Origin of the sequence: Pseudomonas sp. S3E12 (assembly GCF_001702295.1) — a bacterium.
GTDB lineage: Bacteria > Pseudomonadota > Gammaproteobacteria > Pseudomonadales > Pseudomonadaceae > Aquipseudomonas > Aquipseudomonas marginalis.
Genome location: NZ_MBDT01000008.1, coordinates 24,628 through 50,716 on the forward strand (window position 1 = coordinate 24,628; position 26,089 = coordinate 50,716).

Here is a 26,089-nt window from a genome sequence, read left to right on the forward strand (position 1 = left end):
GGACAAATACACTGCTTCCCACACTCAATCACCGAGGACATCACCATGACCCGTAAAATCGCATTGATCACCGGTGCCAGCCGTGGCCTGGGCAAAAACACCGCCCTGCACCTGGCGGCACAAGGCGTCGACATCATTGGCACTTACCACAGCAAGGCCGATGAAGCGCAGGCATTGGTCGCACAGATCGAACAACTGGGCGGCCGTGCCGCGATGCTGAAACTGGACGTGAGCCAGAGCGCGACGTTCGCTGATTTCGTCGGCGAGGTTGCTGGCGTGCTCAAGGATGTTTTCGCACAGGACCGCTTCGATTTTCTGATCAACAACGCCGGTATCGGCATTCACGCCAGCTTCGCCGAGACCACCGAAGCGCAGTTCGATCAATTGGTGGCGATCCAATTCAAGGGTCCGTTTTTCCTGACCCAACAGCTGTTGCCGTTGATCCGCGACGGCGGGCGCATCGTCAATATTTCCAGCGGCCTGGCGCGTTTCAGCCTGCCCGGCTACGCCGCTTACGCCGCCATGAAAGGCGCGATGGAAGTGCTGACCCGCTACCAGGCCAAAGAGCTGGGCGGCCGTGGCATCAGCGTCAACATCCTGGCCCCCGGCGCCATTGAAACCGACTTCGGCGGTGGTGCCGTGCGCGACAACGCCAACCTCAACGCCATGGTCGCCAGCAATACCGCCTTGGGCCGTGCCGGGTTACCGGACGATATCGGCGGCGCGATTGCCAGCCTGCTCGCCGACGGTAGTGCCTGGATCACCGGCCAACGTATCGAGGCGTCGGGCGGCATGTTTCTGTAGGAGCTTGTCGCGCAGTACGTCATACCCCCAGTGATACACATAGGTGTACGGCAGGAAAAACAGCAGTACGCCTATGTCGAGGATAAACGCCTGCACCAGGCTGATGTTCAGCCAGGCGGCAATCAGCGGTACACACACCAGGATCAACCCACCTTCAAACATCAAGGCGTGCAGCACGCGGGTCCAGCCGTTGCTGGCCAGTTGCAGGCGCGCCTTGAGGCGGTCGAACAGGCCGTTGAAAATCACGTTCCAGGCCAGCGCCAACAGGCTGATCGCCAGGGTGACCATGCCCATCTCCAGGGCAGGCTTGTCCATGATCCACGCCAGCAACGGGGTGCAGATCAACAATGCCAGGGCTTCGAAACCAATGGCCTGGCAAACGCGTTCAGTAATCGACTTGGTAGGGTTCATGACCCGGCTCCGTGAGTGACGATGGTTGTCATCATTAGCCTTTGACTCGATACTTCATAACCAATAACCATCGATCAAGGCGATAGTCATGGCCTCTAACGAAGTGCTGCAGGCGTTTGTGCAGGCTGCCACCCAAGGCTCGTTTTCGGCGGCGGCGCGCAAGCTCGGCAAGAGCCAGTCCACCGTCAGCGCGGCCGTGGCGAGCCTGGAGATTGACCTGGATGTGGTGCTGTTCGATCGCAGCAGCCGCAAGCCGACGCTGACGCCGGCGGGCCATGTGTTGCTGCAACGCGCCGAGCAGGTGCTGGAGGCCAGCAGCCGGCTGGAGTTGGCGGCGAGCCAGTTGGCCCAGGGGTTGGAGCCGAAGCTGAGTATCGCCATGTCCGACACCTACCAGTCCGACCGTTTCGAGGTCGCCCTCAGCGCCTTTGAACAGCGCTACCCGGACCTGGAGCTGGAATGCCTGATCGCCGAGTGCGAAGACCTGATCGCCCTGGTCCAAAGCGGTCGCGCGCAGATTGCGTTTATTGAACACCAGGAAGAGTATCCGCCGGACCTGACCCGCGCCCCCGTGGACGAGCGCACGGAAATTGCCCTGTTCGTGTCACCCAGACATCCGCTGGCGGGCGTCGGTACCCTCACCGCGCACACCCTGCAACAGCACCGCGAATTGCGCCTGGCCAGCATCATCAACCCGAACGAAACCCGCGCCAATGGCCGTGTGTGGTCGGCCCCCAGTTACCTGATGCTGTTGGAGATGGCCCAGTTGGGGTTTGGCTGGGCACCGATTCCGCGCTGGCTGGTGGAGCGCTTTGGTGGCGGGCAACTGGTCGAACTCAAGGCCCGGGGTTGGCCGCGCTCGGTGGCCGTGGATGCACTGTGGTCCCGACACCATCCGCCGGGGCCGGCGGGGAGTTGGTTGTTGGGGAAGATGCTGGAGTGATCTTCATTGCTTGGGGGGATTGAGTTCGGCCAGGCGGCGTTCCAGGAATTGCTTTTCCGGAATTTGCCGGGTCAGTGACAAGGCTTTTTCGTAGGCTGCCCGGGCCTCTTCCACCTGCCCCAATTGCCGACAAAACTCGCCCCGCGCCGAATACGCCAAGTGGTAATCCAGCAACGCCCCGCGCGCCAGAATGCCTTCCACCAACTGCAGCCCCGCCAACGGCCCTTCGCCCATGGCCACCGCCACGGCGCGGTTCAACTCGATCACCGGCGACGGCACGGCACTGAGCAACACATCGTAGAGCCCGATAATCTGCGGCCAATCCGTTTCCCCGGCGCTGGGCGCTTCGGCATGCACCGCTGCAATCGCCGCTTGCAGGCAGTACGGGCCAAAGCCGCGACGGCTCAGGGCCTGTTCCACCAGCCCACAACCTTCGACCATCAGGGACGCGTCCCACAACGAACGATCCTGCTCATCCAACAACACCAGCTCGCCGCTGGCCGAGGTGCGCGCCGCGCGGCGGGACTCGTGCAACAGCATCAGCGCCAGCAGGCCCATCACTTCCGGCTCCGGCAGCAACTCCAGCAGCAGGCGGCCGAGGCGAATGGCTTCGCGGGTCAGGTCCTCGCGCGTGAGGTCCGCGCCCATGGACGCCGAATAGCCTTCGTTGAAGACCAGGTAAATCACCCGCAGCACGCTGTCGAGGCGCTCGGGCAGCTCGGCCAGCGACGGCACCTGATAAGGGATTTTGGCTTCGCGAATCTTGCCCTTGGCGCGCACGATGCGTTGGGCGATGGTGGTCGGGGTGGCCAGAAAGGCGCGGGCGATTTCCTCGGTGGTGAGGTCGCAGATCTCACGCAAGGTCAGCGCCGCCTGGGCGTCGGCCGCCAACGCTGGGTGGCAGCAGGTGAAGATCAGGCGCAGGCGGTCGTCTTCCACGTCCTCAACGCTCCAGTCAGCGGCTTCCAGTGCGTCGGCCTGCGCCTGCAATAACGGGGTAAAGCGGGCCTGGCGGCGTAAACGGTCGATGGCCTTGAAGCGTCCGGTCGACACCAGCCAGGCCCGTGGGTTGTCCGGCACCCCCTCTTGCGGCCAGCGCTCGACCGCGACGAAGAACGCCTCGTGCAAGGCTTCTTCGGCGAGGTCGAAACCCCCCAGCAGGCGGATCAGGGTGGCGAGGACGCGCCGGGATTCACTGCGGTAGATCGCCTCGATGGTAGGCGTCAATCGCGCATGCCCTGGGTCACCAGCGTCACCAGGCGGTCCAGGCTCTGGCCCCAGCCGTCGTGAAAGCCCATGGCTTCGTGGGCCTGTTTGTCTTCGGCGCTCCAGTGCATGGCGCGGGCGGTGTAGAGGGTCTTGTTACCTTCGACTTCCTGCAGGATCACTTCGGCGGTCATGAACGGTTTGCCCGAGGGGATCCAGCCCGGCGTATAGGCGTCGGTAAACACCAGGCGTCGAGGGGCGACGATTTCCAGGAACACGCCCTGGGTCGGGTACTCACTGCCATCCGGCGCACGCATCAGGGTGCGAAACAGACCACCGACCCACAGGTTCATTTCGCACTCGGGGGTGGTCATGCCGTGGGGGCCCCACCATTGTTGCAACAACGCGGGTTCGGTCCAGGCGCGGAATACACGGCTGCGCGGCGCATCGATCAAGCGGCTGATGGACAGTTCAAATTCGGCAGGTTGCGTAGGCATGGCTAAACCTCCTCAAGTCTTATGGTTGTTGTGCTCAGAGATTCAATTCGCGAACGGGGCGCACTTCCACACTGCCGACCCGGGCGGCCGGAATGCCACCGGCCACCTGGATCGCTTCATTCAAGTCCCGCGCCTCGATCAGGTAGAACCCGGCGAGCTGCTCCTTGGTTTCGGCAAACGGCCCGTCGGTGATCGACAGCTTGCCATTGCGCATGCGCACCGTGGTGGCCGTGGTTACCGACTCCAGCGGCTCGGCGGCGAGCATCCGCCCGCTTTTTTGGATGGACTGCGCGTATGCAAGACATTCCGGGTCTGCGGGGCTGTCCGGCGAGGTGTGCAGCACCTGCTCGTTGCTGTAGATCAGGCAGAGGTATTTCATGTGCGTCTCCGTCTTCGGACTATTGACTATAGTTCGCGGCGCTCAAGGTTTCAGGTCGAACAGTGCTGTGCCGCTGGCCATGTCGAACGGCGCCGACCAGTGCTCATGCACCACCTTCCAGTCGCCGTTGAAGCGTTGATAACCAGCGGTCACGCGCATCCAGCAAGCCTTTACTTCACCGTCCGGCCCGGCGCCGCCGCAGTGGGCGAGCCAGTGGGCGAATGCGCTGTCCTGGGACTCGACGATACGCAGTTCGTGGAACTCGAAAATGCCCGGGCCGGGGCAGTGCTCCATGCAGGCCTCCCAGTGCGCACGGTAGGCCGCCTTGCCTTTGAATTGCAGGGCGGTCACGGCGTCGAACGAGACGATATCGTCGGCGTAATAGCTGACAATTTTATCGATATTCCGGGAAAGCACGGCTTGCTTCCATTGCTCGATCAGGGTGTTGATTGCGGTACTCATGGCGATACTCCTTCGGGTTGGAAAATCACGGAAGACACCCTTAGTCGAACGGCCCTCGGGCAAATCGACAGCCCGTTGAAAAATAATGTCGTCCAGCACAAACCCGATAGACTGCGCCCTTCCTTGCCGCTGTTCGGACACGCCGATGCAAACCCGCCTTGTCGCCTACGAAACGCTGAATGCCGTGCAACAACAGCACGTCAGCGCCATCGAAGTTCACCCTGAACAGTTGCCGTTTTGCGGCGACATGTACTGCGCCCTCAATTCTCTCCTGGCCAAGCCCAGCCCCGGCGTCAAAGGCTTTGCCCTGCTGGCCGACGACATTCCGGTAGCCTTCCTCCTGCTTAAACGCCCACCCTGCCTGCCCCACTGGGCCGATGAACACAGCGCAACGCTGCATGCATTGCAGGTGGATCGGCAGCAGCAAGGGCGTGGATTCGGCAAGGCCTGTTTGCAAGCCTTGCCGGCGGCGGCATTGCAGGTGTGGCCGCAGATCAAGGCACTGGAGTTGTCGGTGGACACGGACAATGTGGCGGCGATGGGGTTGTATCTGGGCGCAGGATGGGTGGACAGCGGGGAGGCGTATAAGGGGCGGGTTGGGTATGAGCGGAGGTTGAGGTGGGTGTATGCGTCTTAACCATGGCTCTGCTGACGGGCTGCGCAGCGGTAGGTTTGGGGGGCTGCTGCGCAGCCCAATGCGGGACAAGCCCGCTCGCCACAAAGGAAGGGTCCAGCCAGTGCTTACTTGGGTTCTACAGGCAACCAGATCTCCACCGTCCCCGTGCCCTTGCGCTCATCAAAATCCGCGCTATAACGCTCGAAATCCGCCCCCGCCACCTTGTAGCCCGAGTGCGGCAACCACTCGAACATGATGCGCTCATAGGTCTGCTCCAGTGCCTGCACCGGGCCATAGTGCGGGAACACGGCGTAGTGGTGCGCAGGCAGTTCGACGCACTCGAAGTTGCTCGGCACATCGCCCTTGGACGGTACTTCCACCCCGGCCATGTAATCGAATTCACCGTGGCTGGGGCTATGGCAAACGCCGTAGGCCACCCCGCCGACGCGTTTCTTGATGTGTTTTACGCTTTCGTCGAACACGCTCCACAACTTGGGGATATCCCCCACGGTGGCCTTCGAATAACGCCCTTGCACCCCGGCGATCACCAGGGCTTTGCCGTCTTCCATGCGGGGTTCTAACGGTTGTTTTGTCTGCTGGTCCATCTGAACAGTCTCCTTCTTATGAGGGAACAAACCCGTATCGAGTATAGGGGCATATCCTTGCAGTACTCCATGCAGAAAATTTCCCGACACATCTGGACAACTGGCCATCATCGACCGTATTGTCTGCCCCGCAGGCCACCGCAGTGGCCGACGTCGCTCGGACGGTTCCGGGCGCTTACGTACTCTCGAGGCAACAATGGCAGACCTTGGTTCGCCGCGCCGCTTTGCGCGCATAGATCGACTCCCCCCTTACGTTTTCAATATCACTGCCGAGCTGAAGATGGCTGCGCGTCGGCGCGGCGAAGACATCATCGACTTGAGCATGGGTAACCCCGACGGCGCCACGCCTCCCCATATCGTGGAGAAGATGGTCACCGTCGCCCAGCGTGAAGACACCCACGGCTATTCCACCTCCAAAGGCATTCCACGTCTGCGCCGGGCAATTTCGCGCTGGTACAAGGATCGCTACGCAGTGGACATCGACCCCGAGACCGAAGCCATCGTGACCATCGGTTCCAAGGAGGGCCTGGCGCATTTGATGCTGGCCACCCTGGACCAGGGCGATACGGTGCTGGTGCCCAACCCGAGCTACCCGATTCATATCTACGGTGCCGTGATTGCCGGCGCCCAGGTGCGTTCGGTGCCGCTGATTCCAGGCGTGGACTTCTTCGCCGAGCTGGAACGGGCGATCCGTGGCTCGATTCCCAAGCCGAAGATGATGATCCTCGGCTTCCCGTCCAACCCCACCGCGCAGTGCGTGGAGCTGGATTTCTTCGAACGGGTGATCGCCCTGGCCAAGCAGTACGACGTGCTGGTGGTGCATGACCTGGCCTACGCCGACATCGTCTACGACGGCTGGAAAGCCCCGTCGATCATGCAGGTGCCGGGCGCCAAGGACATTGCGGTGGAGTTTTTCACCCTGTCCAAGAGCTACAACATGGCCGGCTGGCGCATCGGTTTCATGGTGGGCAACCCGGAACTGGTCAACGCCCTGGGGCGGATCAAGAGCTACCACGACTATGGCACCTTCACCCCTCTGCAAGTCGCCGCGATTGCCGCACTGGAAGGCGACCAACAGTGCGTGAAGGACATCGCCGAGCAGTACCGCCAGCGCCGCAATGTGCTGGTCAAGGGCCTGCATGAGCTGGGCTGGATGGTGGAGAATCCCAAGGCGTCGATGTACGTCTGGGCGAAGATTCCCGAGGCGTATGCCGCCATGGGTTCGCTGGAGTTTGCCAAGAAGCTGCTGCTGGAAGCGAAGGTCTGTGTGTCGCCGGGGATTGGGTTTGGCGAGTACGGGGATGATCATGTGCGCTTCGCGCTGATCGAGAACCAGGACCGGATTCGCCAGGCGGTGCGGGGGATTCGCGGGATGTTCCGGGCGGATGGGCTGGTCCAGAAAGCCTGAGCCATTTCTGTTGCAGAAATGCAGTTAAAAATTGTGGGAGGGGGCTTGCCCCCGATAGCAGAGGTTCAATCACTGCATCTGGTGACTGACCCACCGCCATCGGGGGCAAGCCCCCTCCCACATTTGATTGGGTTTTCACCCTTGCCTTGTGGTGTGTCTGTTAGACCACCAACGACAGCAACATGATAAAGATCAGTGCCACAACGGACAGGATGGTCTCCATTGCCGTCCAGGTCTTGAAGGTCTCGGCCACGGTCATGTTGAAGTACTGCTTCACCAGCCAGAACCCCGCATCGTTGACGTGAGACAGGATCAACGAACCCGCCCCCGTCGCCAACACCAGCAGCTCACGGTTAACCCCCGGAATCATCCCCACCACCGGCACTACGATGCCCGCGCCGGTAATGGTCGCCACGGTGGCCGAACCGGTCGCCACACGAATCACCGCCGCCACCAGCCACGCCAGCAGGATCGGGTTGATCTGTGCGTTCACCGCCATGTGGCCGATCACGTCACCCACGCCGCTGGTTACCAGCATCTGCTTGAAGCCACCGCCGGCACCGATGATCAGGATGATCGCGGCGGTCGGCGCAAGGCTGGCGTCGAGCAGCTTGAGGATCTGCTTGGAATGGATGCCCTGGCGACTGCCAAAGGTGTACAGCGACAGCAGCAACGCCAGCAGCAAGGCGGTGATCGGGTGACCGATCATGTCCATCCAGTTGCGCACCACGTTGCCTTCGGCAAAGGCGATGTCGGCGAAGGTTTTGAGCAGCATCAGGAACACCGGCAGCAGCACGGTGACCAGGGTGATACTGAAGCTCGGCAGGTTTTTGTTCTCAGGCTCGCGGGCCAGTTGGTCGACCAGTTCCTGGGACGGGTTGCCCGGGATGTACTTGGCGATAAACGTACCGAAGATCGGGCCAGCGATGATGGCCGTCGGCAGCGCGACGATCAGGCCGTACAGGATGGTCTTGCCGATGTCGGCGCCAAACACACCGATGGCCAGCAGCGGGCCCGGGTGCGGCGGCACCAGGCCGTGGACTGCCGAGAGGCCGGCGAGCAGCGGGATGCCGATCTTGATCAGCGACACGCCGGTGCGGCGCGCAACGATAAACACCAGCGGGATCAGCAGTACAAAGCCGATCTCGAAGAACAACGGAATGCCCACCAGGAATGCGGCGAACATCATGGCCCACTGGACCTTGTCCTTGCCAAAGGCGCGGATCAGGGTCTGGGCGATCTGATCGGCACCGCCGGATTCGGCCATCATCTTGCCGAGCATGGTGCCCAGCGCGAGGATGATGCCGACGAAGCCGAGCACCCCGCCGAAACCGTCCTGGAACGCCTTGATGATCTTGTCCACCGGCATGCCCGAGGTCAGGCCAAGGAAGCCGGCCGCGATGATCAGCGCGATAAATGGGTGAACCTTGAAGCGGGTGATCAAGACGATCAGCCCGATGATGGTAACGACTGCATCTAACAGCAGGTACGACTCGTGGGACATGCCAAACATGGGGGGTCTCTCCTGTTTGTTGTTGTTATTAAAGCGGGTGTTGAATTTCCTGCCGGGGATAGCGCTATCTTTTCCGGCAAAAAATCAGCTGGATGGTTCAAAACCGTGTGTCAGCCACCAGGCGTTGGTCTGCCTGGCCAACTCCTCGACGCTGTCTTCGCTGGCGTTGAGGGCCAGGGTCAGCGGCTCGCCCTTGGGCGATTCAAGGGTGGCGAACTGGCTGTCGATGAGGCTGGCCGGCATGAAATGGCCCGGCCGATGGGACACGCGGTCGGCGGCGACTTCGCGGGTCAGCTCCAGGAATACAAAGCCCAGGCCCGGCGCGGCTTCGCGCAGGTGGTCGCGGTATTTCTTTTTCAGCGCGGAGCAGGTGAGTACCGGATGTTCACCGGCTTTGAGCGAACGGCGCAGTTCATCGCACAGGATGTCGAGCCAACCGGCGCGGTCGTCGTCGTTGAGGGGGTGGCCGGCGCTCATCTTTTCGATGTTCGCGGCGGGGTGAAAGCTGTCGCCTTCAATGGCGGTGGCACCGTTCAGGCGGCACAGGGCCTCGCTGACGCTGGTTTTGCCACAGCCGGCAACACCCATGATGACCAGGGCGGTAACAGGTTGACTCATGAAACACCTCAAGACGCAGATAGCGCTACCTTTGCACGCCGTAAGGCAAGTGCAAAAACAGGCTTTTCCCGCGCCGTCTTGTCATTTTTATGGAGTGACGCGTGCATCCGCTCCAATCATTTGAACCGGATCAGGCAACCCATAGTTCAATAATTTGCAGCCTTTTGGAGACAGCGCTACCTTAGTGCCTCGATTTTTGTTTGGCAAGCCGCCTGATGACCTCCAAGAACGATAAAAATACCCGCACCACCGGTCGCCCTACCCTCAACGAAGTTGCCCGCCTGGCCGGCGTCAGCCCGATTACCGCCTCCCGCGCGTTGCGCGGCATCAGCACCGTAGCCACCGAGTTGGTGGAAAAAGTCCAGCACGCCGCTGCCGAACTCAACTACGTGGTCAACCCCGCCGCCCGTGCCCTGGCTTCGGCCCAGAGCCATTCGGTGGTGGTATTGGTGCCGTCGTTGTCCAACCTGCTGTTTATCGAAACCCTCGAAGCCATCCACCAGGTGCTGCGGCCCAAGGGCTTTGAAGTACTGATCGGCAACTCCCACTATTCGCGCGACGAAGAGGAAAACCTGCTGCGCAACTACATGGCCTATCAGCCTCGCGGACTGTTGTTGACCGGCTTCGATCGCACCGAAAGCGCCCGACGGATGGTCGAGGCCAGTAATGTGCCGTGTGTGTACATGATGGACCTGGACCCCAATGCCGGCGTGAACTGCGTGGGCTTCTCGCAGTTGGCGGCGGGTGAAACCGCGGCCGCACATTTGATCTCCCGCGGGCGCAAGCGCCTGGCGTACATCGGCGCGCAGTTGGACCAACGCACCTTGCTGCGTGGCGAAGGCTTCCGCCGTGCGCTGCAACAGGCGGGCCTGTACGACCCGGCGCTGGAACTGCTGACACCACGCCCTTCCTCGGTGGGCCTGGGCGGCGAGCTGTTCCTGCAACTGCTGGCCGCCCATCCGGATGTGGATGCGATCTTCTTCGGCAACGACGACCTGGCCCAGGGCGCGCTGCTGGAAGCCATGCGCCACGGCATCAAAATCCCAGAACGTGTCGCGGTGCTGGGCTTCAACGACTTGCCGGCCTCGTCCTTCATGGTGCCGCGCCTGAGCAGCATCAGTACCCCCAGGGAAGCGATCGGGCGGCGGGCGGCGGAGCATTTGTTGACGATCATGGCGGGCAACAGGATCGCCAAGCCGGTGGTGGACATGGGGTTTGAGTTGCAGGTTCGCGAGAGCACGTAGTCCCTCCCACATTTTGACCCCGCCCGCTCGGAGGCATCGCCGTAGCTTCTCCCGCCTGCTAGATTGGCTGTTCTCCATCGCAAGGAAAGCACCATGGCACATTCACTGAAAATCCTGGGTCGCACGTCCTCCATCAACGTGCGCAAAGTGCTCTGGACCTGCCAGGAACTGGGCATCGACTACGTGCGCGAAGACTGGGGCATCGGCTTCCAGCCCACCCAGTCCGCCGAATTCCTCGCCCTGAACCCCAACGCGCAGATACCCGTGCTGATCGACGACCACGGCGTGCTGTGGGAGTCCAATACCATCTGCCGCTACCTCGTGGGGCTTTACCAACGCCACGACCTGCTGCCCATCGAGCCCGCCCCACGGGCCCGGGTCGAGCAGTGGATCGACTGGCAGGCCGTCGAGCTCAACCGTGCCTGGGGCGATGCCTTCACCGCCCTGGTACGCAATAACCCGGACGGCCTGGACGCGGCGCAGATTGAAGCCGCCGTGCAACGATGGAACGACAAGATGGGCATCCTCGAGCAACAACTGAGCAAAACCGGGGCCTTTGTTGCCGGCGATGAATTCACCCTCGCCGACATCCTCATCGGCCTCTCGGTGCACCGCTGGCAGATGACGCCCATGGCGCGCCCGCCCTACCCCGCCATTGCCGCCTATTATCAGCGCCTCGGCCAGCACCAGGGCTTCCAGCTCTTCGCCCTCGACGGGCATAACTAAGGACATGCCCGTGAAAGGACTCAACGTACTGCTCACCGGCGCCTGCGGCAGAATCGGCAAGACGTTTTTCGAAGCCTCGAGAGACCGCTACCGTTTCACCCTCACCGACCGCATCGCGGCGGATTTCAACCTGGGCGAACACCGCTTCGTGCACGCCGACCTCAGCGACAAAGCCAGCCTGGCCAGCCTGCTCGAAGGCATCGATGTGATCGTGCACCTGTCGGGCATCCCCCACGCCAGCGCCACGTTCGACGAATTGCTGCCGAACAATATTCTCGCCACCACCTACCTGTTCGAAGCCGCTGTGGCGGCGGGTGTACAGCGCCTGGTGTTCGCCAGCAGCGCGCAAACTATCGAAGGCTACCCGGTAGACCGGCAGATCACCCCAGGCATGCAGGTGATGCCGGGCAACCTGTATGGCGTGAGCAAATGCTACGGCGAAGCGCTGTGTGGCTACTACGCGGCGAAAACCCCGCTGTCGACGATTGCCCTGCGCATCGGCGCGTTCGAATTCGTTGAAACCCACGACCTGAACAACGCCCGCGACCTCAGCGCCTGGCTCAGCCCGCGGGACGCCGTGCAACTGCTGCAGCGTGCAGTGGAGGCCGAGGGCGTGAAACACCTGATCGCCCACGGCATTTCCAATAACCGCTTCAAGCGCCTGGACCTGAGCGAAACCACGCGGGTGTTGGGTTACCATCCGCTGGACGATGCATTTCAGACCTTCGATATCCCGATCACTGACTGAGTTTTCCCCGCCATGCCTGCACTCCCCGCTACAGACGGCATCGATCCGATCCGCGCCGCCCATATCAGCGCGCGTATCGACCGCCTGCCCGCCGTCGCCACGGTCTGGCGCCTGGTGGCGCTGCTGTCGATCGGCGGTTTTTTCGAGCTGTATGACTTGTTCCAGACCGCCTACATCAGCCCCGGCCTGATCAGTGACGGGATTTTCCACACCGGCAGCGAGGGCGTGTTCGGCTTCTCCGACCAGGCGGCGTTCGCCTCGGCGACCTTCCTCGGCCTGTTCCTCGGCGCCAGCCTGCTCAGCCCGATTGCCGACCGCTTCGGACGCCGGGCGATCTTCACCTTCGCGCTGATCTGGTACACCGTCGCCACGGTGTTGATGGGCATTCAGACGTCCGCGCTGGGCATTATCTGCATGCGTTTCCTGGTGGGTATCGGCCTGGGCATCGAGCTGGTGACCATCGACGCCTATCTGTCTGAACTGGTGCCCAAGCGCATGCGCAGTTCGGCGTTTGCCTTTGCATTTTTCATCCAGTTCCTGTCGGTGCCGGCCGTGGCGTTGATGTCATGGTGGCTGGTGCCCCAGGCACCGTTCGGGGTGTCGGGCTGGCGTTGGGTGGTGCTGAGCAGTGCGGTGTTTGCGCTGTTTATCTGGCAACTGCGCAAGCGCCTGCCGGAATCACCGCGCTGGCTGGCGCAAAAAGGCCGCTTCGAAGAAGCCGGCAGGATCATGGACACCCTTGAGGCACGCTGCCGGAAAGACCATGGCAAACCGCTGGATGAACCCGAACCCGAAGCCGTCAGCGTGCAAGGCAGTGGCCGTTTTGCCGACATCTGGCAACCGCCGTACCGCCGCCGCGCGTTGATGCTGATTGTGTTCCATGTGTTCCAGGCCATCGGCTTCTTTGGTTTCGGCAACTGGTTGCCGGCGCTGCTTTCGGGCCAGGGTGTCAGCGTGACCCACAGCTTGCTGTACGCCTTTATCATCACCCTCGCCTACCCGCTGGGGCCATTGCTGTTTGTGAAGGTGGCCAATCGCTTTGAAAACAAATGGCAGATCGTCGGCTCCGCCATGGGTGCCGTGATCTTCGGCAGCCTGTTCGCCCTGCAAACCACGGCGGTGGGGCTGGTGATCTGCGGAGTGATGATCACCTTCTGCAACGCCTGGCTGAGCTTCAGTTACCACTCCTACCAGAGCGAGCTGTTCCCGACCAATATCCGCGCGCGGGCGGTGGGGTTCTGCTATTCGTTCAGCCGCTTGTCGACGGTGTTCAGCAGCCTGTTGATCGGTTTTATCCTCGAACACCTGGGCACACCCGGTGTGTTGGCGTTTATTGCCAGCAGCATGCTGATCGTGATGATTACCATCAGTTGGTTCGGCCCGCGTACGCGCAACCTGGCCTTGGAACATATCGCCCATTGACGGCAACGGTTGGCCGCCTGCGGGACAATGTTTGCCGCGGCGGCCAGGCCAAATCCAGTCAAACCGGGGTTATCGGACCCGGCATGTTATTTGCTCCCGCTATGGCACCGAACATTTTCCCAGGTGACCGATCATGCTGGTTAACAACAACACCCAAGCCGTGTCGACCCTTCAAAAGATCACGCGTCCCGACATGGACCCGGCCAACGCCGCCGCCAGCACGCTGTACAGCGGTGCCCTGCAAGCGGCGCAGCAAAGCGTGACCCTGCCGGCCGCGCAGAAGGATCTGGACAAGGCGGGCGATCGCATCGACGAAGCTTTCGCCAAGACCCGCGTGCAGTTGCAGGCCAGCACAGCGGCCACCACGGTGACGACGGATGTCCCCGCCACCAGCTCCGCCCGCGCAGACTTCACCGATTACATGAGCAAAACCCCGGCCGAGCGTATCCGTGAGCAATTGCTCAAGGAACAGGGGTTGACCGAGGCGGATGTGCAGAACATGTCGCAGGAAAAGCAGGACGCCATTTCCAAGCAAGTGGCCGAGCGTTTGAAGCAGCAGCAAGAGCAGCAGGTAGCGGCGAAGACCACTGACCCGCAGGCGCAGGCAGTGAAAGAAACCCTGGCGGCGATCTAAGTCACAGGTGGGGCGCCGAGCGTCCCTGGCGGCATTCCCACGCGGGTGCGTGGGAATGATCATTAACTCAGTGACCGAACAGGCCTGTCTCGGTTTTCTTGGCTTTCTTGTCGGCGCGTTTTTCGTCGGCGGTCTTTGCCGGTTTCTTCTTCGCGGCTTTCTTTGAATCCATACCTTTGGCCATGATGCATGCTCCACTTACAGGGGATGTAACACTGGGTATACCACCTATTGCCGCACAGAAGGCGCTTATAATCCCCGGCCCTTGATTATGTTGCCCAAACACCATGCCCGAACTGCACATCGCCCCCCTGGCTGAGCCGCTGTGGCCGCTGCTGAACAAGTTTTATCGCCGTCATGACTCCCCGATGAAGGCGCTCAAGGGCGGGCGTTTGTGGGTAGCGCGCGACAGCGAGATTGTCGCCGGTCTGTGCCTGACACCCGTGGTCGGCGGACAGTGGTTGACCGGCGTGTTTGTCGACCCGGCGTATCGCGGCCAGGGGTTGGCGGGGCGATTGATAGCGGCGGCGGCGGCCGAGGTGCAAGGCACGCTGTGGTTGTTGTGCCATCCGGACCTGGAGGGTTTGTATCAGCGCATGGGTTTCACCCAGGACACGCTATTGCCGCAATCCCTCAGCGAGCGACTGGTGCGCTACAAGCGCAACAAGCCGATGATCGCCATGGGCTTAGATCGTTTAGTGAGGTCGTCCTCGGATAATGTGTGATCGCCCCGCATGGGCCCCATGCTAGCCTCGGCGACACAGTGGCCCACTTTTCGGATGATCATGAAAGCGACCTTTGCAGCTCTGTCCCTTACCGCCCTCCTCGTTCCCACGTTCAGCCAGGCCGCCGACGCACCGATCAGCGCCCAGCAATACGCCAGCGTGTTGGCCGGCAACTGGCGCGACCCGGCCAACAGCGCCCGCGACGGCTATCGCCACCCGCAGCAGACCTTGGAATTCTTTGGCCTGGGCGCCAGGCAGACGGTGATCGAAATTACCCCAGGGGGCGGTTGGTACAGCGAACTGCTGGCACCGTTGCTCAAGGAGCACGGGCATTACATCGCCGCCGTGCAAGCGCCAAGCAGCAGCGCCTATGCGCGCACGTCCGAAGAGAACCTGAAAAACAAATTCGCCGCCGACCCGACGCGCTATGCCAAGGCAGACGTGGTCGAGTTCGACCCCAAGGCACCGGTGTTCGGCAAACCTGCTTCGGCGGATGCCGTGCTGACGTTCCGCAATGTGCATAACTGGGTGCTGGCCGATACCGCCGAGGCCACGTTCCGCGCGTTCTACACGGTGTTGAAACCGGGTGGCGTGCTGGGCGTGGAAGATCACCGGGCCAAGGACGGGGCCGTGCTGGAAGCGATCAAGGACAGCGGTTACCTGACCAGCGCCCAGGTGGTGAAACTGGCCACCGATGCGGGGTTCAAGCTGGCAGGCCAGAGCGAGGTCAACGCCAACCCGAAGGACACCAAGGATTATCCCGCCGGCGTGTGGACGTTGCCGCCGACGTTGAAGCTGGGAGAGCAGGATAAGGCGAAGTATGTGGCGATTGGCGAGTCGGACCGGATGACGTTACGGTTCGTCAAACCGGCCAAATAACCTGCTCCCTCCCAGATTATGTTCTCAACGGGCCGGCGATTACTCGTCAGCGGTTGGGTCCATGTCGGGAAACATCACTTCAATAAAGCCGAACTTGCTGAAGTCGGTAATGCGCGAGGGGTACAGCCGGCCGATCAGGTGATCGCATTCATGCTGCACCACCCGCGCGTGGAAGCCATCGGCAAAACGTACGATCGGCTCGCCCTTCGGATCAAACCCTTCGTAGCGAATCTGCTGGTAACGGTCCACCGCACCACGCAGTCCAGGCACCGACAGGCAGCCTTCATAGCCTTCTTCCAGCACCGGGCTGAGCGGTGTGATCAACGGGTTGATCAGGATGGTCTGCGGCACCGGCGGCGCATCCGGGTAGCGCTCGCTGGCTTCGAACCCAAAGATCACCAGTTGCAGGTCGACGCCAATCTGCGGCGCGGCCAGGCCGACGCCGCCCACGTGCTCCATGGTCTGGAACATGTCGTCGATCAATTGCCACAGCTCGGGGCTGTCGAACATTTCCGGCGGTACCGGCGGGGCGATACGCAGCAGGCGTTCATCGCCCATTTTCAGGATTTCACGGATCATCGATCAGACTTCATCGGTAGTGGGTTTGGAGTGGTCGCGGCCGAGGCCGGAGACATGTTGTTTTTCATGCGCGGGCGCGGGCTCGTCGAAGTCCTTTGCGCCAGGCTCCTTGCCTTCGGCCGACATGTGCTCGATCACGGCATTCATCTCCGCCCCCAGCAACAGCACGGCGGCGGAAATGTAGAAGTACAGGAGCAACACGATGATCGCACCGATGCTGCCATACATGGCGTTGTAGTCGGCGAAGGTTTTGACGTAGTAGCCAAAACCGAGGGAGGCGACGATCCACACCACTACCGCAAGCACCGAACCCGGGGTAATAAAGCGAAACTTCTGCTCGACGTCCGGCATCACGTAATACATGAGGGCCACGGCAAACATCAGCAGGATCACGATCAGCGGCCATCGCACGATGGTCCACAAGGTCACCACAAATTCCTGCATGCCGATCTGGCCGGCCAGCCATTCCATCACCTGCGGGCCGAGCACCATCAACGCGGCAGCGGCCAGCAGCATACCGGCGATGCCGATGGTGTAGAAAACCGACAGCGGAAAACGCTTCCAGATCGGCCGGCCTTCCACGACGTCGTACGCGGCGTTCATGGCGCTCATCATCAGGCGCACGCCAGCGGAGGCGGTCCAGAGGGCAATCACGATACCCACCGAGAGCAGGCCGCCCTTGGATTGCTGCAACTGGTCGATCACCGGGTTGACCTGCTCCAGGGCCTGGGGCGGCAGCACCAGCTCCGACTGCAGACGCAGCCAGGTGAAAAAGTCCGGCAGGTGCAGGAAACCGATCAGGGCGATAAGGAACAGCAGGAAGGGAAACAACGAGAACAGCATCTGGTAGGCCAGTGCCGAGGCGTAGGTGGACATCTCGTCATCGACGAATTCCTTGACGGTGCGCACCAGCACTGTGTGGAGCTTGAGACCATCGAGAACCGGAAAAATCATAGCGTCTCCTTTCGCCGCAAAAAGGGGGTTCATGGGCGACTCAGGGGCCGTTTTCTACATCAAGGTAGCCTATTTGGCGACCTTGAAACAATTTCGAAACTTTAATCACTGCGTGTGACATAAAAACGGCCATCCGTGGATGGCCGTCCGGCTGCACGATGGCAGTCTTACTTGGTCGCTTTTTTCACCGCGTCCTTGGTGTCGCCCACGGCTTTTTCAACCTGGCCTTTCTTTTCCTGCACGACACCTTCAGCGCGCAGTTTGTCGTTGCCGGTGACTTTGCCGACGCCTTGCTTGATGTTACCGACGGCTTCGTCTTTCAAACCTTTTGCCTTATCCGCTGTGCTGCCCATGGTATTTCTCCGAAAGAACAATCAAAGGGTTTTGGTCATTACGTAGAGATTGACCCAAGGCCGTTCGGCAGAGTTTCAATTATTTTTCGGTGAACATTTCATCGCCAACGACAGGTTTGGCTTTATGTTTTGCAGCCAACCCACGAGAATGCCCGGCACATTCAGGCTCCAACGCTGAATAACAGATCCCGTAGGAAGGTTATGAAACTCAATAAAGCACAGGCCATCGCCCGCAGAAACCAGGAACTGGGCGGTGCCGTACTCGGTGTCAACAACTGCCACTTCACCGACCTGGACCGCAAACGCAACATCTGGTGGTTCGACCTGCCGGTGGGGCGTATTGCCGTCGGCCAGTACGAGTGGATTCACCTGTTGATGCACAACGCCGAGACCGACCAGTTGCTGCACCTGAAGGTGCCGACCGTGTTCCTGCGTGAAAAGCTCGAAGGGCTGGTGGTGCGCAACGCGGGCAAGCGCAAGCCGGAGATTACCCTGGAGCTAAGTGCGGATAAGGATTCGTTCTTGAAGGATGTGCGGCCGGCGGGTGCGGGTGTGAGCTTCGCGCAGTTCGCCGTGTAAGAACGCGGTCAAAAAAATGTGGGAGGGGGCAAGCCCCTCCCACATTTGGATCGGATTACTTTTTAAGACCGAGTTTCTTCAGTTCTTCATCGCGCAACTCGCGGCGCAGAATCTTGCCCACGTTGGTGGTCGGCAACGCATCGCGGAACTCCACGGCCTTGGGCACCTTGTAGCCGGTGACGTTGGCGCGCATGTGCTCCATGACCTGCTCCTTGGTCAGGGTGGCGCCGGGCTTGACCACGATGAAGAGCTTGATGTGTTCGCCGGATTTTTCATCCGGCACACCGATGGCCGCGCACTGCAGTACGCCCGGCAGGCCCGCCAGCACGTCCTCCAGCTCGTTGGGATACACGTTGAAGCCAGAGACCAGGATCATGTCCTTCTTGCGATCGACGATGCGCATGTAGCCATCCGGCTGGATGATCGCGATGTCGCCGGTCTTCAGCCAGCCTTCGCTGTCGAGCATCTCGGCGGTGGCGTCTTCACGCTGCCAGTAGCCCTTCATCACTTGCGGGCCCTTGACGCACAGTTCGCCGACTTCACCCAGGGCCAGCTCGACACCGTCGTCGGTGATGACCTTGCACAGGGTCGACGGCACCGGAATGCCGATGGTACCGATCTGGATATGCTGGATCGGGTTCACCGTGGCCACCGGGCTGGTTTCGGTCATGCCGTAGCCTTCGCAGATGCCGCAACCGGTCACCGCTTTCCAACGCTCGGCCGCCGCCAGTTGCAGGGCCATGCCGCCCGACAGGGTGACTTTCAGCGCGGAGAAGTCCAGCTTGCGGAAGGCTTCGTTGTTGCACAGCGCCACGAACAGAGTGTTCAGGCCGACAAAGCCGCTGAACTTCCACTTCGACAGTTCCTTGACCATCGCCGGCAGGTCGCGCGGGTTGCTGATCAGGATGTTGTGGTTGCCGATCAGCATCATCGCCATGCAATGAAAGGTGAACGCATAGATGTGGTACAGCGGCAGCGGCGTGATCAGGATCTCGCAACCTTCATTGAGGTTGGAGCCCATCAGCGCCTTGCATTGCAACATGTTGGCGACCAGGTTGCGGTGGGTGAGCATCGCGCCCTTGGCCACGCCGGTGGTGCCACCGGTGTATTGCAATACGGCCACATCGCCGCTGGCCGGGCAGACTTCGTTGACCGCTTGCCCCTGGCCCTTGGCGAGTACGTCGTTGAACTTGATCGCCTTGGGCAAGTGATAGGCCGGGACCATTTTCTTCACGTACTTGATGACGCTGTTGATCAGCAGGCGCTTGAGCGGCGGCAACAGGTCGGCGACTTCGGTGACGATCACATGCTTGACGGCGGTCTTGGGCACGACCTTTTCCGCCAGGTGGGCCATGTTGGCCAGGCAGACCAGCGCCTTGGCGCCGGAATCATTGAATTGGTGTTCCATTTCCCGCGCGGTGTACAGCGGGTTGGTGTTGACCACGATCAGGCCGGCACGGATGGCGCCGAACACGGCAACCGGGTATTGCAGGACGTTGGGCAACTGCACGGCAATGCGATCGCCGGGCTTCAAGTCGGTATGCTGTTGCAGGTACGCAGCGAAGGCGCCGGACAGTTCGTACAATTCACCGTAGGTGATCGTCTTGCCCAGGTTGCTGAAGGCCGGTTTGTTGGCGAAGCGCTGGCAGGACTGCTTCAATACCGCCTGAATATTCGGATACTCGTCTGGATTGATTTCTGCAGCAATCCCGGCGGGGTACTTATCCTTCCAAAAGTCTTCGTGCATGGAAGCCCACTCCTCAGCGACGCGAATTCATCATCGCATTTGATGCGATTATTATTGGTGTATGTTTTTTTTGGTGAATCTGGCGCTTTCAAGCAGGCCTAGACGTCACAAAGCGCGCCGAGAGTAGCAGCTTTGCCAAAGGCCGACTAGAGCCTAAAGAGGGCCCCGCAGTCATAATCACGACTGTCCTACAATATTTGGTCACACTTTAAACAGAACTGAAATTCCTTGATGAAAGGCTCTGGAATAAGGCCTTCAGGACGACACACGACAAATGTGGGAGGGGGCAAACCGAATCGTCGCACCGCGACTCCCACATTTTTACCGCATTTCACATCAGGCGATGTCGCGTAGCTCCCTGCGCAGGATCTTCCCTACCGGCGTCATCGGTAACGAGTCGCGCAACACAATGTGCTTGGGCACCTTGTAACCCGTGAAGTTGGTCTTGCAGTACGCCTTCAATTCCTCAAGGCTCACCCCTTCTGCACGCGCCACCACGAACAGTTTCACCGCCTCCCCCGTGCGCTCGTCCGGCACGCCGATCACCGCGCAGTTGGCCACGGCCGGATGGGCCATCACCACGTCCTCGATTTCGTTGGGGTACACATTGAAACCCGAGACGATGATCAAATCCTTCTTGCGGTCGACAATGCGCACAAACCCATCTTCGTCGATCACCGCGATGTCACCGGTCTTCAGCCAGCCTTCGGCGTCCAGGGCCTCTGCGGTGGCGGCCGGTTGCTGCCAGTAGCCCTTCATCACCTGCGGGCCCTTGATGCACAACTCGCCCCGTTCGCCCAAGGGCAGCTCGGTGCCTTCGTCATCAATGACCTTCATCGCCGTGGCGGGCACCGGGATGCCCACGGTGCCCAGGCGTGATTTGTTGCCATAGGGGTTGGTGCTGGCCACCGGCGAGGTTTCCGTCAGGCCATAGCCCTCGCCGATCGAGCAGCCGGTGATCTGCTCCCAGCGTTCGGCCGTGGCCTTGATCAGGGCCGTACCGCCGGAGTTGGTGAGCTTGAGGTGGGAGAAATCCAGGTTCTTGAACTCCGGGTGGTCCATCAACGCCACAAACAGCGTGTTGAGCCCCAGAAGCCCGGTAAAGCGCCACTTTTTCAGTTCCTTGATAAACCCACCGATGTCCCTGGGGTTGGTGATCAGCACGTTGTGGTTACCCGAGACCATCATGCACATGCAGTTCGCGGTGAAGGCATAGATATGGTACAGCGGCAGCGGCGCGATCATCACCTCCTGCCCTTCCTTGATCAGCGGGTGGCCGTCATCGCCGGTCTGGGACATACAGGCACGGACCTGTTGCATGTTAGCCACCAGGTTGCCATGGGTGAGCATCGCGCCCTTGGCCAGGCCGGTGGTGCCGCCGGTGTATTGCAGCACGGCGATGTCATCCAGGGTCACCGGATGATGGGTCACGCCCAGGCCCGCGCCCATGCGCAAGGCGCGCTTGAACGACACCGCACGCGGCAGGTGGTAGGCCGGGACCATCTTCTTGACCTTGTCGACCACGGTGTTGACCAGCCAGCCTCTGGCGGCGGGCATGAAGTCGCCCATCCTGGCTTCGATCAGGTAGTCGATCTCGGTGTCGGTGCACACGTCCTGCACCCGCGAACCGAACAGGTTGAGGTAGACCAGGGCACGCACGCCGGCGTCCTTGAACTGGTGGCGCATCTCGCGCGGGGTGTAGAGCGGGTTGGTGTTGACCACGATCAGCCCGGCGCGCAGTGCGCCGAACACGGCAATCGGGTAGTGCAGCACGTTGGGCATCTGTACGGCGATGCGCTCGCCGGGCTTGAGGTCGGTGTGCTGCTGCAGGTAGCCGGCGAACGCCGCACTCTGGCGCTCAAGCTCGGCGTAGGTCAGGGTGACGCCCATGTTGCTGAATGCCGGACGGTCGGCAAAGGCCTTGCACGAGCGCTCGAAGACTTCGATTACCGACTTGTAGGCCGACAGGTCGATGTCATTGGGAACGCCCGCCGCGCGTTTGTCATTCCAGAAATCAGGTTGCATTATTCTTGTCCCCTTACCTGAAGGTGTCCGGCCGCTTTTATAGAAAGCGGAGCTTGGGGGACGTTAGCAGCTATGGCCAAACAGGCAAATACAGCAAATTGCGTCATTGATTGTATGAATCTTGTCCCTGATGCGCAGGCAGATACCCCGTCGCCTGACAGATGAGCTATACACTGCAACAACGTCGAGCAGACCTTGAGCAGACCTTGAGAAAGGGAACCCCATGAACCACAGCACCTTCTGGCTGACCGCGAATGACCGCAGCCGCCTGTACGTCAATCATTGGATGCCCGACGGGCCGGCCAAGGCGGTGGTCATGCTGTCCCACGGCATGGCGGAGCACAGCGGGCGCTATGCGCGGCTGGCCGAAGCCCTGGGCAGTGCCGGCTATGGCGTGTATGCGCCGGACCAGCGTGGTCACGGCCGCACCGCCGACGAAGGCACGCTGGGCCTGTATGCCGAAAAGGACGGCTGGAACAAAGTGGTGGGCGACCTGGCCAGCCTCAACCAGCACATCGGCCAGCAGCATCCGGGGCTGCCGATCATTTTGCTCGGCCACAGCATGGGCAGCTATATCGCCCAGGCCTACCTGCTGCACCACAGCGCCAGCCTGCATGGAGCGATTCTCAGCGGTTCGAATTTCCAGCCGGTGGCGCTGTACCGCGCCGCACGGCTGATCGCTCGCGCCGAACGCCTGCGCCAGGGTGTCCGTGGGCGCAGTGCATTGATCGAGTTCCTGTCGTTCGGCTCGTTCAACAAGGCATTCAAGCCCAATCGCACCGCGTTCGACTGGCTCAGCCGTGACCCGAACGAAGTCGACAAATACATCAACGATCCACTCTGCGGCTTCCGCTGTACCAACCAACTATGGATCGATCTGCTCGGCGGCTTGCAGCAAATCAGCAAAGCGTCCAATCTCGCCCAGATCGATCCGGGCCTGCCGATCCTGGTGATGGGCGGCGAATGTGATCCGGTCAGTGAGGGCAAGCGTCTCAAAAGCCTGGCCGATGCCCTGCGAGAGGCCGGCAGCCAGCACCTGCAACTGAATATCTACCCGCAGGCGCGTCACGAAGTGTTCAACGAAACCAATCGCGACGAAGTCACCGCCGATGTGCTGAGGTGGCTCGACCAGGCCCTGACCTTGCGCAGGCCGGCCCACTGCGAATAAATTTACTTTTAAAATCAGACAGTTAAATTACCGATTAGCCACAGGATGCACCTTTAGATGACCCAGGTAACCAACACCCCGTACGAAGCCCTTGAAGTCGGCCAGACCGCCAGCTACAGCAAGACCGTCGAAGAGCGTGATATCCAGCTGTTTGCCGCCATGTCCGGCGACCACAACCCGGTGCACCTGGATGCCGAATACGCCAAGGCGACCATGTTCAAGGAGCGTATCGCCCACGGTATGTTCAGCGGCGCCCTGATCAGCGCGGCCGTTGCGTGTGAGCTGCCCGGGCCGGGCACTATCTATATCGGCCAGCAGATGACCTTCCAGAAGCCGGTGAAAATCGGCGATACCCTGACCGTGCGCCTGGAAATCCTCGAGAAGCTGCCGAAATTTCGCGTACGCATTGCCACCCGTGTGTTCAACCAGCGCGATGAGCTGGTCGTGGATGGCGAGGCGGAAATTCTTGCACCCCGCAAGCAGCAGGTCGTGACCTTGACCGAGCTGCCGCCGATCAGCATCGGCTGAGTACGGTTTTCAGGGCCAACACAATACAAATGTGGGAGGGGGCTTGCCCCCGATGGCGGTGTGTCAGTCATTGAAATATCGACTGATCCACCGCTGTCGGGCGCAAGCCCCCTCCCACATGTGTTACACAGCAGCGCTTAGGACTGAGCGCGAGCCTGGTTACGCAGGGCTTTTACCTGGTCGTGATTGCGTTGCACGCCGTGGTACTGACGCTCAACCAGGTCACGAATGCCCAGCAGATTGTGCTTGTTGATCTTCTCGATGGCTTCTTTGTAAGCCTTCAGTGCGTGGTCTTCGCCGCGCTCGGCTTCGTTCAGCACAGCCTCTTCGTCCTTACCGGTCAGCATCGACTTCACGTCGACCCAGCCACGGTGCAGGGCGCCGGCTACGCTGCCGGAGTCTTCCGGATCACCGCCCAGGGCACGCACCGCGGTCTTCAATTCGGCTGCGGCGGTAGCGCAGTCAGCGGAGCGCTTGGCAAACAGCGCCTTGAGTTCCGGATGCTTGATGTCTTCTGCGCATTCCTTGAAGCCTTTCTGGCCGTCGATGCTGGTCTCGATCAGGTCGTTCAGTACGGAGATCGATTCTTTGTTGATGTCAGTCATTTTTCAATTCCTTAGGCAGGTGAAGAAGGGTTGTCTTAATGATTGCAGCGCTCGTGCCAGGTTTTGAAAAATTACTTTTATGTTTATTTTCAATGACTTAAAAATATTTGAACCATCTGTATGTACGTTATTTGCATGATCTGTCATTTGGCCTTCATGCAGAATGCCTGTATTTTCGAAGACCTCGCCTCACTCAACACGAAGCCCATGAATCCCGAAAAACTCGAACTGCTGATCACCCGCGAAATGCCCTTCGGCAAATACAAGGGCCGGATCATCGCCGACCTGCCGGGTCCCTACCTGAACTGGTTCGCCCGCGAGGGCTTTCCCCACGGCGAACTGGGCGGGCTGCTGGCATTGATGCAGGAAATCGACCACAACGGCTTGTCCGAATTGTTGGAACCGCTGCGCGTTAAACACGGCAAACCCGCCCCCCGCCATTAAGAGACTCGCCATGCCAAGGAATGCTGACAACGAACCTCACTGGCAGGCCATCGCCCAGCGCTATGCGCTGGAGCCCGGCCCGATCAACCTGGAGAACGGCTACTTCGGGCGTATGAGCCGCGAGGTGCAGGCGCAGTACCTGGAGCATGTGGCGTTTATCAACCGCAGCAACTCGCTGTATGTGCGCCAGCGCTTCGAGCAAGGTGAAAATGTCGAGATCCGTCGCCAACTAGCGGGCCTGATCGACGTCGACCCCGAGGCAGTCGCCTTTACCCGCAACGCCACCGAAGCCTTGCAGTCGCTGATCCGCAACTACAACCGCCTGCAACCCGGCGATCAGGTGCTGATCAGCGACCTGGAATACGACACCGTCAAAGGTGCGATGCGCTGGTTGGCGGGTGTTCGCGGTGTGGAAGTGATCGAGTTGTCCCACACTCATCCGGCCAGTTTCGACAGCCTGGTGCAGACCTATCGCGATGCGTTCGCCCGGTACCCGCGCCTGAAGCTGATGGCACTCACCCATGTGACCCACCGCACCGGCCTGGTGATGCCCGTAGAGGCCATCGCCAAGGCCGCGCGTGAGCATGCCATCGACGTGATCCTCGACGGCGCCCATGCACTGGGCCAGATCGAGCTCAACCTCGCCGAACTGGGCATTGCGTTCGCCGGCTTCAACCTGCACAAATGGATCGGCGCGCCGCTGACCCTGGGGTTCCTCTATATCGCCCCCGAACGCCTGGCTGACATTGATCCGGACATGGGCGAGTTCCACTACCCCGCCACCGACGTGCGTGCGCGTACGTCGTACAGCACGCCGAATTTCCCCGCGTTAATGACGTTGCCGCTGGTGTTTGAAGAACATCGCGCCATGGGCGGCGCGGCGGCCAAGGGTGCGCGGGTCAGTTACCTGCGGGATGTGTGGGTGAGCCAGGTGCGACCGTTGCCGGGGATCGAGGTGCTGACGCCGGACGATCCACGGCTGTATTGCGGGATCACGGCATTCAAGTTCAGCGAGCGGGATCAGCAGGTGATGGTGGATCGCATGCTCAAGGACTATGGGCTGTTCACTACTACGCGCACCGGTGCGGCGTTTGGTACCTGTATCCGCGTGACACCGGGGTTGGTGACGTCGGCGGAGGACATCAATGTCCTGGTCAATGCCATTACCGAGCTAAGCAGAGATTAAAGGCGGGCCTCAGGTTTTTACCGGCAAAAAAAAGCGGTACACCGACCAAGTGCACCGCAAAAATGCCGTTAAGCACAGCAA

At 60.8% G+C, this 26,089-nt stretch carries 30 protein-coding genes; 16 read left to right on the plus strand and 14 right to left on the minus strand.

Annotation, left to right across the window (positions count from 1 at the left end; translation table 11 throughout):
- The first annotated feature begins 45 nt into the window (after window positions 1–45).
- The gene (locus tag BB029_RS10265; RefSeq protein WP_065939119.1) at window positions 46–804 is read left to right on the plus strand and encodes an SDR family NAD(P)-dependent oxidoreductase; all 759 of its coding nucleotides are present in this window, start codon (window positions 46–48) and stop codon (window positions 802–804) included.
- Here the strand turns inward: BB029_RS10265 and BB029_RS10270 are convergent.
- Window positions 703–1,215 carry a multidrug/biocide efflux PACE transporter gene (locus tag BB029_RS10270; RefSeq protein WP_043293516.1) on the minus strand — a complete coding sequence of 171 codons (513 nt, stop codon included), beginning with the start codon at window positions 1,213–1,215 and terminating at the stop codon, window positions 703–705. The two genes, BB029_RS10265 and BB029_RS10270, sit on opposite strands and share 102 nt — an antisense overlap.
- Window positions 1,216–1,303: 88 nt before the next feature.
- Between BB029_RS10270 and BB029_RS10275 the strand changes: the two genes are divergently transcribed.
- Window positions 1,304–2,158: a LysR family transcriptional regulator gene (locus tag BB029_RS10275; RefSeq protein WP_065925265.1), complete on the plus strand. Its 855-nt coding sequence runs from the start codon at window positions 1,304–1,306 to the stop codon at window positions 2,156–2,158.
- A gap of 3 nt (window positions 2,159–2,161) precedes the next feature.
- Here BB029_RS10275 and BB029_RS10280 read toward each other — a convergent pair whose 3' ends face one another.
- From BB029_RS10280 to BB029_RS10295, 4 genes are read right to left on the minus strand one after another with little or no spacing between them, the layout of a single operon-like run.
- Window positions 2,162–3,385: an RNA polymerase sigma factor gene (locus BB029_RS10280; RefSeq protein WP_065939120.1), complete on the minus strand. Its 1,224-nt coding sequence runs from the start codon at window positions 3,383–3,385 to the stop codon at window positions 2,162–2,164.
- Window positions 3,382–3,861 (minus strand): SRPBCC family protein, encoded by a 480-nt coding sequence (locus BB029_RS10285; RefSeq protein WP_065939121.1) that lies wholly within the window; start codon window positions 3,859–3,861, stop codon window positions 3,382–3,384. The genes BB029_RS10280 and BB029_RS10285 overlap by 4 nt, the downstream gene beginning before the upstream one ends.
- A 34-nt stretch (window positions 3,862–3,895) precedes the next feature.
- Entirely contained in the window at window positions 3,896–4,240 is a 345-nt protein-coding gene (locus tag BB029_RS10290; RefSeq protein ID WP_065939122.1) for a YciI family protein, read from the minus strand.
- A 42-nt stretch (window positions 4,241–4,282) separates the two neighbouring features.
- Window positions 4,283–4,702, minus strand: a complete 420-nt coding sequence (locus tag BB029_RS10295; protein WP_065925269.1) for a nuclear transport factor 2 family protein — start codon at window positions 4,700–4,702, stop codon at window positions 4,283–4,285.
- A gap of 145 nt (window positions 4,703–4,847) precedes the next feature.
- Between BB029_RS10295 and BB029_RS10300 the strand changes: the two genes are divergently transcribed.
- On the plus strand, window positions 4,848–5,339 hold the full coding sequence (locus tag BB029_RS10300) for an N-acetyltransferase (RefSeq protein ID WP_065939123.1): 492 nt from the start codon (window positions 4,848–4,850) through the stop codon (window positions 5,337–5,339).
- 104 nt (window positions 5,340–5,443) lie between these two features.
- Here BB029_RS10300 and BB029_RS10305 read toward each other — a convergent pair whose 3' ends face one another.
- Window positions 5,444–5,923 (minus strand): GyrI-like domain-containing protein, encoded by a 480-nt coding sequence (locus BB029_RS10305; protein WP_065939124.1) that lies wholly within the window; start codon window positions 5,921–5,923, stop codon window positions 5,444–5,446.
- A gap of 196 nt (window positions 5,924–6,119) precedes the next feature.
- On the opposite strand from BB029_RS10305, the gene alaC reads away from it, so the two are divergent.
- Window positions 6,120–7,331, plus strand: coding sequence for an alanine transaminase (alaC, locus tag BB029_RS10310; RefSeq protein WP_065939125.1), 1,212 nt, complete (start codon window positions 6,120–6,122; stop codon window positions 7,329–7,331).
- 160 nt (window positions 7,332–7,491) lie between these two features.
- Here the strand turns inward: alaC and BB029_RS10315 are convergent, their stop codons facing one another.
- Both BB029_RS10315 and BB029_RS10320 read right to left on the minus strand, forming a co-directional pair.
- Window positions 7,492–8,844 (minus strand): GntP family permease, encoded by a 1,353-nt coding sequence (locus tag BB029_RS10315; RefSeq protein ID WP_027605614.1) that lies wholly within the window; start codon window positions 8,842–8,844, stop codon window positions 7,492–7,494.
- A gap of 84 nt (window positions 8,845–8,928) precedes the next feature.
- Window positions 8,929–9,462, minus strand: coding sequence for a gluconokinase (locus BB029_RS10320; protein WP_065939126.1), 534 nt, complete (start codon window positions 9,460–9,462; stop codon window positions 8,929–8,931).
- A gap of 212 nt (window positions 9,463–9,674) precedes the next feature.
- Here BB029_RS10320 and BB029_RS10325 point away from each other — a divergent pair, with 212 nt between their 5' ends.
- From BB029_RS10325 to BB029_RS10355, 7 genes are all read left to right on the plus strand, one after another.
- The gene (locus BB029_RS10325; protein ID WP_168166804.1) at window positions 9,675–10,706 is read left to right on the plus strand and encodes a LacI family DNA-binding transcriptional regulator; all 1,032 of its coding nucleotides are present in this window, start codon (window positions 9,675–9,677) and stop codon (window positions 10,704–10,706) included.
- Window positions 10,707–10,799: 93 nt separating this feature from the next.
- Window positions 10,800–11,432 (plus strand): glutathione S-transferase family protein, encoded by a 633-nt coding sequence (locus BB029_RS10330; RefSeq protein ID WP_065939128.1) that lies wholly within the window; start codon window positions 10,800–10,802, stop codon window positions 11,430–11,432.
- Between the two features lie 10 nt (window positions 11,433–11,442).
- Entirely contained in the window at window positions 11,443–12,180 is a 738-nt protein-coding gene (locus tag BB029_RS10335) for an NAD(P)-dependent oxidoreductase (protein ID WP_065939255.1), read from the plus strand.
- Between the two features lie 12 nt (window positions 12,181–12,192).
- Window positions 12,193–13,602 (plus strand): MFS transporter, encoded by a 1,410-nt coding sequence (locus BB029_RS10340; protein ID WP_065939129.1) that lies wholly within the window; start codon window positions 12,193–12,195, stop codon window positions 13,600–13,602.
- Between the two features lie 133 nt (window positions 13,603–13,735).
- Entirely contained in the window at window positions 13,736–14,236 is a 501-nt protein-coding gene (locus tag BB029_RS10345) for a hypothetical protein (protein ID WP_065939130.1), read from the plus strand.
- A gap of 287 nt (window positions 14,237–14,523) precedes the next feature.
- Window positions 14,524–14,961, plus strand: a complete 438-nt coding sequence (locus BB029_RS10350) for a GNAT family N-acetyltransferase (RefSeq protein ID WP_027605607.1) — start codon at window positions 14,524–14,526, stop codon at window positions 14,959–14,961.
- A gap of 60 nt (window positions 14,962–15,021) precedes the next feature.
- The gene (locus tag BB029_RS10355; RefSeq protein WP_065939256.1) at window positions 15,022–15,840 is read left to right on the plus strand and encodes a class I SAM-dependent methyltransferase; all 819 of its coding nucleotides are present in this window, start codon (window positions 15,022–15,024) and stop codon (window positions 15,838–15,840) included.
- A gap of 39 nt (window positions 15,841–15,879) precedes the next feature.
- Here the strand turns inward: BB029_RS10355 and def are convergent, their stop codons facing one another.
- The 3 genes from def to BB029_RS10370 form a co-directional block, all read right to left on the minus strand.
- Window positions 15,880–16,419, minus strand: a complete 540-nt coding sequence (gene def / locus BB029_RS10360) for a peptide deformylase (protein WP_027605605.1) — start codon at window positions 16,417–16,419, stop codon at window positions 15,880–15,882.
- A 3-nt stretch (window positions 16,420–16,422) separates the two neighbouring features.
- On the minus strand, window positions 16,423–17,373 hold the full coding sequence (locus BB029_RS10365) for a YihY/virulence factor BrkB family protein (RefSeq protein WP_027605604.1): 951 nt from the start codon (window positions 17,371–17,373) through the stop codon (window positions 16,423–16,425).
- Window positions 17,374–17,540: 167 nt separating this feature from the next.
- Window positions 17,541–17,726, minus strand: coding sequence for a CsbD family protein (locus BB029_RS10370; protein WP_016973106.1), 186 nt, complete (start codon window positions 17,724–17,726; stop codon window positions 17,541–17,543).
- Between the two features lie 201 nt (window positions 17,727–17,927).
- Here BB029_RS10370 and BB029_RS10375 point away from each other — a divergent pair, with 201 nt between their 5' ends.
- Window positions 17,928–18,305, plus strand: a complete 378-nt coding sequence (locus BB029_RS10375) for a hypothetical protein (RefSeq protein ID WP_027605603.1) — start codon at window positions 17,928–17,930, stop codon at window positions 18,303–18,305.
- A 55-nt stretch (window positions 18,306–18,360) separates the two neighbouring features.
- Here the strand turns inward: BB029_RS10375 and fadD1 are convergent, their stop codons facing one another.
- Both fadD1 and fadD2 read right to left on the minus strand, forming a co-directional pair.
- Window positions 18,361–20,052 (minus strand): long-chain-fatty-acid--CoA ligase FadD1, encoded by a 1,692-nt coding sequence (gene fadD1 / locus BB029_RS10380; RefSeq protein ID WP_027605602.1) that lies wholly within the window; start codon window positions 20,050–20,052, stop codon window positions 18,361–18,363.
- A 336-nt stretch (window positions 20,053–20,388) separates the two neighbouring features.
- A complete protein-coding gene (gene fadD2, locus BB029_RS10385; RefSeq protein WP_065939131.1) occupies window positions 20,389–22,077 on the minus strand; it encodes a long-chain-fatty-acid--CoA ligase FadD2 in 1,689 nt (562 codons plus the stop codon).
- A gap of 223 nt (window positions 22,078–22,300) precedes the next feature.
- On the opposite strand from fadD2, the gene BB029_RS10390 reads away from it, so the two are divergent.
- Complete coding sequence (locus BB029_RS10390; RefSeq protein ID WP_065939132.1) at window positions 22,301–23,245, plus strand: alpha/beta hydrolase; 945 nt, start codon at window positions 22,301–22,303, stop codon at window positions 23,243–23,245.
- Between the two features lie 57 nt (window positions 23,246–23,302).
- A complete protein-coding gene (locus BB029_RS10395) occupies window positions 23,303–23,773 on the plus strand; it encodes a MaoC family dehydratase (protein ID WP_024077080.1) in 471 nt (156 codons plus the stop codon).
- Between the two features lie 137 nt (window positions 23,774–23,910).
- Here BB029_RS10395 and BB029_RS10400 read toward each other — a convergent pair whose 3' ends face one another.
- Window positions 23,911–24,378 (minus strand): PA2169 family four-helix-bundle protein, encoded by a 468-nt coding sequence (locus BB029_RS10400; RefSeq protein ID WP_010208206.1) that lies wholly within the window; start codon window positions 24,376–24,378, stop codon window positions 23,911–23,913.
- 207 nt (window positions 24,379–24,585) lie between these two features.
- Here BB029_RS10400 and BB029_RS10405 point away from each other — a divergent pair, with 207 nt between their 5' ends.
- Together BB029_RS10405 and BB029_RS10410 are read left to right on the plus strand one after the other, a co-directional pair.
- Window positions 24,586–24,822, plus strand: coding sequence for a DUF3820 family protein (locus BB029_RS10405; RefSeq protein ID WP_017139191.1), 237 nt, complete (start codon window positions 24,586–24,588; stop codon window positions 24,820–24,822).
- Window positions 24,823–24,832: 10 nt separating this feature from the next.
- Complete coding sequence (locus BB029_RS10410; RefSeq protein ID WP_065939133.1) at window positions 24,833–26,008, plus strand: aminotransferase class V-fold PLP-dependent enzyme; 1,176 nt, start codon at window positions 24,833–24,835, stop codon at window positions 26,006–26,008.
- Window positions 26,009–26,089 lie beyond the last annotated feature (81 nt).

What these genes read in the sequence shown, in the direction of transcription:
- BB029_RS10265 (WP_065939119.1), top strand. Translation starts at nt 46, where the DNA reads ATGACCCGTAAAATCGCATTGATCACCGGTGCCAGCCGTGGCCTGGGC.
- BB029_RS10375 (WP_027605603.1), top strand. Translation starts at nt 17,928, where the DNA reads ATGAAACTCAATAAAGCACAGGCCATCGCCCGCAGAAACCAGGAACTG.
- def (WP_027605605.1), bottom strand. Translation starts at nt 16,419, where the DNA reads ATGATCCGTGAAATCCTGAAAATGGGCGATGAACGCCTGCTGCGTATC.
- BB029_RS10355 (WP_065939256.1), top strand. Translation starts at nt 15,022, where the DNA reads ATGAAAGCGACCTTTGCAGCTCTGTCCCTTACCGCCCTCCTCGTTCCC.
- BB029_RS10330 (WP_065939128.1), top strand. Translation starts at nt 10,800, where the DNA reads ATGGCACATTCACTGAAAATCCTGGGTCGCACGTCCTCCATCAACGTG.
- BB029_RS10410 (WP_065939133.1), top strand. Translation starts at nt 24,833, where the DNA reads ATGCCAAGGAATGCTGACAACGAACCTCACTGGCAGGCCATCGCCCAG.
- BB029_RS10305 (WP_065939124.1), bottom strand. Translation starts at nt 5,923, where the DNA reads ATGGACCAGCAGACAAAACAACCGTTAGAACCCCGCATGGAAGACGGC.
- BB029_RS10405 (WP_017139191.1), top strand. Translation starts at nt 24,586, where the DNA reads ATGAATCCCGAAAAACTCGAACTGCTGATCACCCGCGAAATGCCCTTC.
- BB029_RS10345 (WP_065939130.1), top strand. Translation starts at nt 13,736, where the DNA reads ATGCTGGTTAACAACAACACCCAAGCCGTGTCGACCCTTCAAAAGATC.
- BB029_RS10395 (WP_024077080.1), top strand. Translation starts at nt 23,303, where the DNA reads ATGACCCAGGTAACCAACACCCCGTACGAAGCCCTTGAAGTCGGCCAG.
- BB029_RS10300 (WP_065939123.1), top strand. Translation starts at nt 4,848, where the DNA reads ATGCAAACCCGCCTTGTCGCCTACGAAACGCTGAATGCCGTGCAACAA.
- BB029_RS10295 (WP_065925269.1), bottom strand. Translation starts at nt 4,702, where the DNA reads ATGAGTACCGCAATCAACACCCTGATCGAGCAATGGAAGCAAGCCGTG.
- BB029_RS10400 (WP_010208206.1), bottom strand. Translation starts at nt 24,378, where the DNA reads ATGACTGACATCAACAAAGAATCGATCTCCGTACTGAACGACCTGATC.
- BB029_RS10340 (WP_065939129.1), top strand. Translation starts at nt 12,193, where the DNA reads ATGCCTGCACTCCCCGCTACAGACGGCATCGATCCGATCCGCGCCGCC.
- BB029_RS10320 (WP_065939126.1), bottom strand. Translation starts at nt 9,462, where the DNA reads ATGAGTCAACCTGTTACCGCCCTGGTCATCATGGGTGTTGCCGGCTGT.
- BB029_RS10370 (WP_016973106.1), bottom strand. Translation starts at nt 17,726, where the DNA reads ATGGGCAGCACAGCGGATAAGGCAAAAGGTTTGAAAGACGAAGCCGTC.
- fadD1 (WP_027605602.1), bottom strand. Translation starts at nt 20,052, where the DNA reads ATGCACGAAGACTTTTGGAAGGATAAGTACCCCGCCGGGATTGCTGCA.
- BB029_RS10315 (WP_027605614.1), bottom strand. Translation starts at nt 8,844, where the DNA reads ATGTTTGGCATGTCCCACGAGTCGTACCTGCTGTTAGATGCAGTCGTT.
- BB029_RS10350 (WP_027605607.1), top strand. Translation starts at nt 14,524, where the DNA reads ATGCCCGAACTGCACATCGCCCCCCTGGCTGAGCCGCTGTGGCCGCTG.
- alaC (WP_065939125.1), top strand. Translation starts at nt 6,120, where the DNA reads ATGGCAGACCTTGGTTCGCCGCGCCGCTTTGCGCGCATAGATCGACTC.
- BB029_RS10270 (WP_043293516.1), bottom strand. Translation starts at nt 1,215, where the DNA reads ATGAACCCTACCAAGTCGATTACTGAACGCGTTTGCCAGGCCATTGGT.
- fadD2 (WP_065939131.1), bottom strand. Translation starts at nt 22,077, where the DNA reads ATGCAACCTGATTTCTGGAATGACAAACGCGCGGCGGGCGTTCCCAAT.
- BB029_RS10390 (WP_065939132.1), top strand. Translation starts at nt 22,301, where the DNA reads ATGAACCACAGCACCTTCTGGCTGACCGCGAATGACCGCAGCCGCCTG.
- BB029_RS10290 (WP_065939122.1), bottom strand. Translation starts at nt 4,240, where the DNA reads ATGAAATACCTCTGCCTGATCTACAGCAACGAGCAGGTGCTGCACACC.
- BB029_RS10275 (WP_065925265.1), top strand. Translation starts at nt 1,304, where the DNA reads ATGGCCTCTAACGAAGTGCTGCAGGCGTTTGTGCAGGCTGCCACCCAA.
- BB029_RS10285 (WP_065939121.1), bottom strand. Translation starts at nt 3,861, where the DNA reads ATGCCTACGCAACCTGCCGAATTTGAACTGTCCATCAGCCGCTTGATC.
- BB029_RS10365 (WP_027605604.1), bottom strand. Translation starts at nt 17,373, where the DNA reads ATGATTTTTCCGGTTCTCGATGGTCTCAAGCTCCACACAGTGCTGGTG.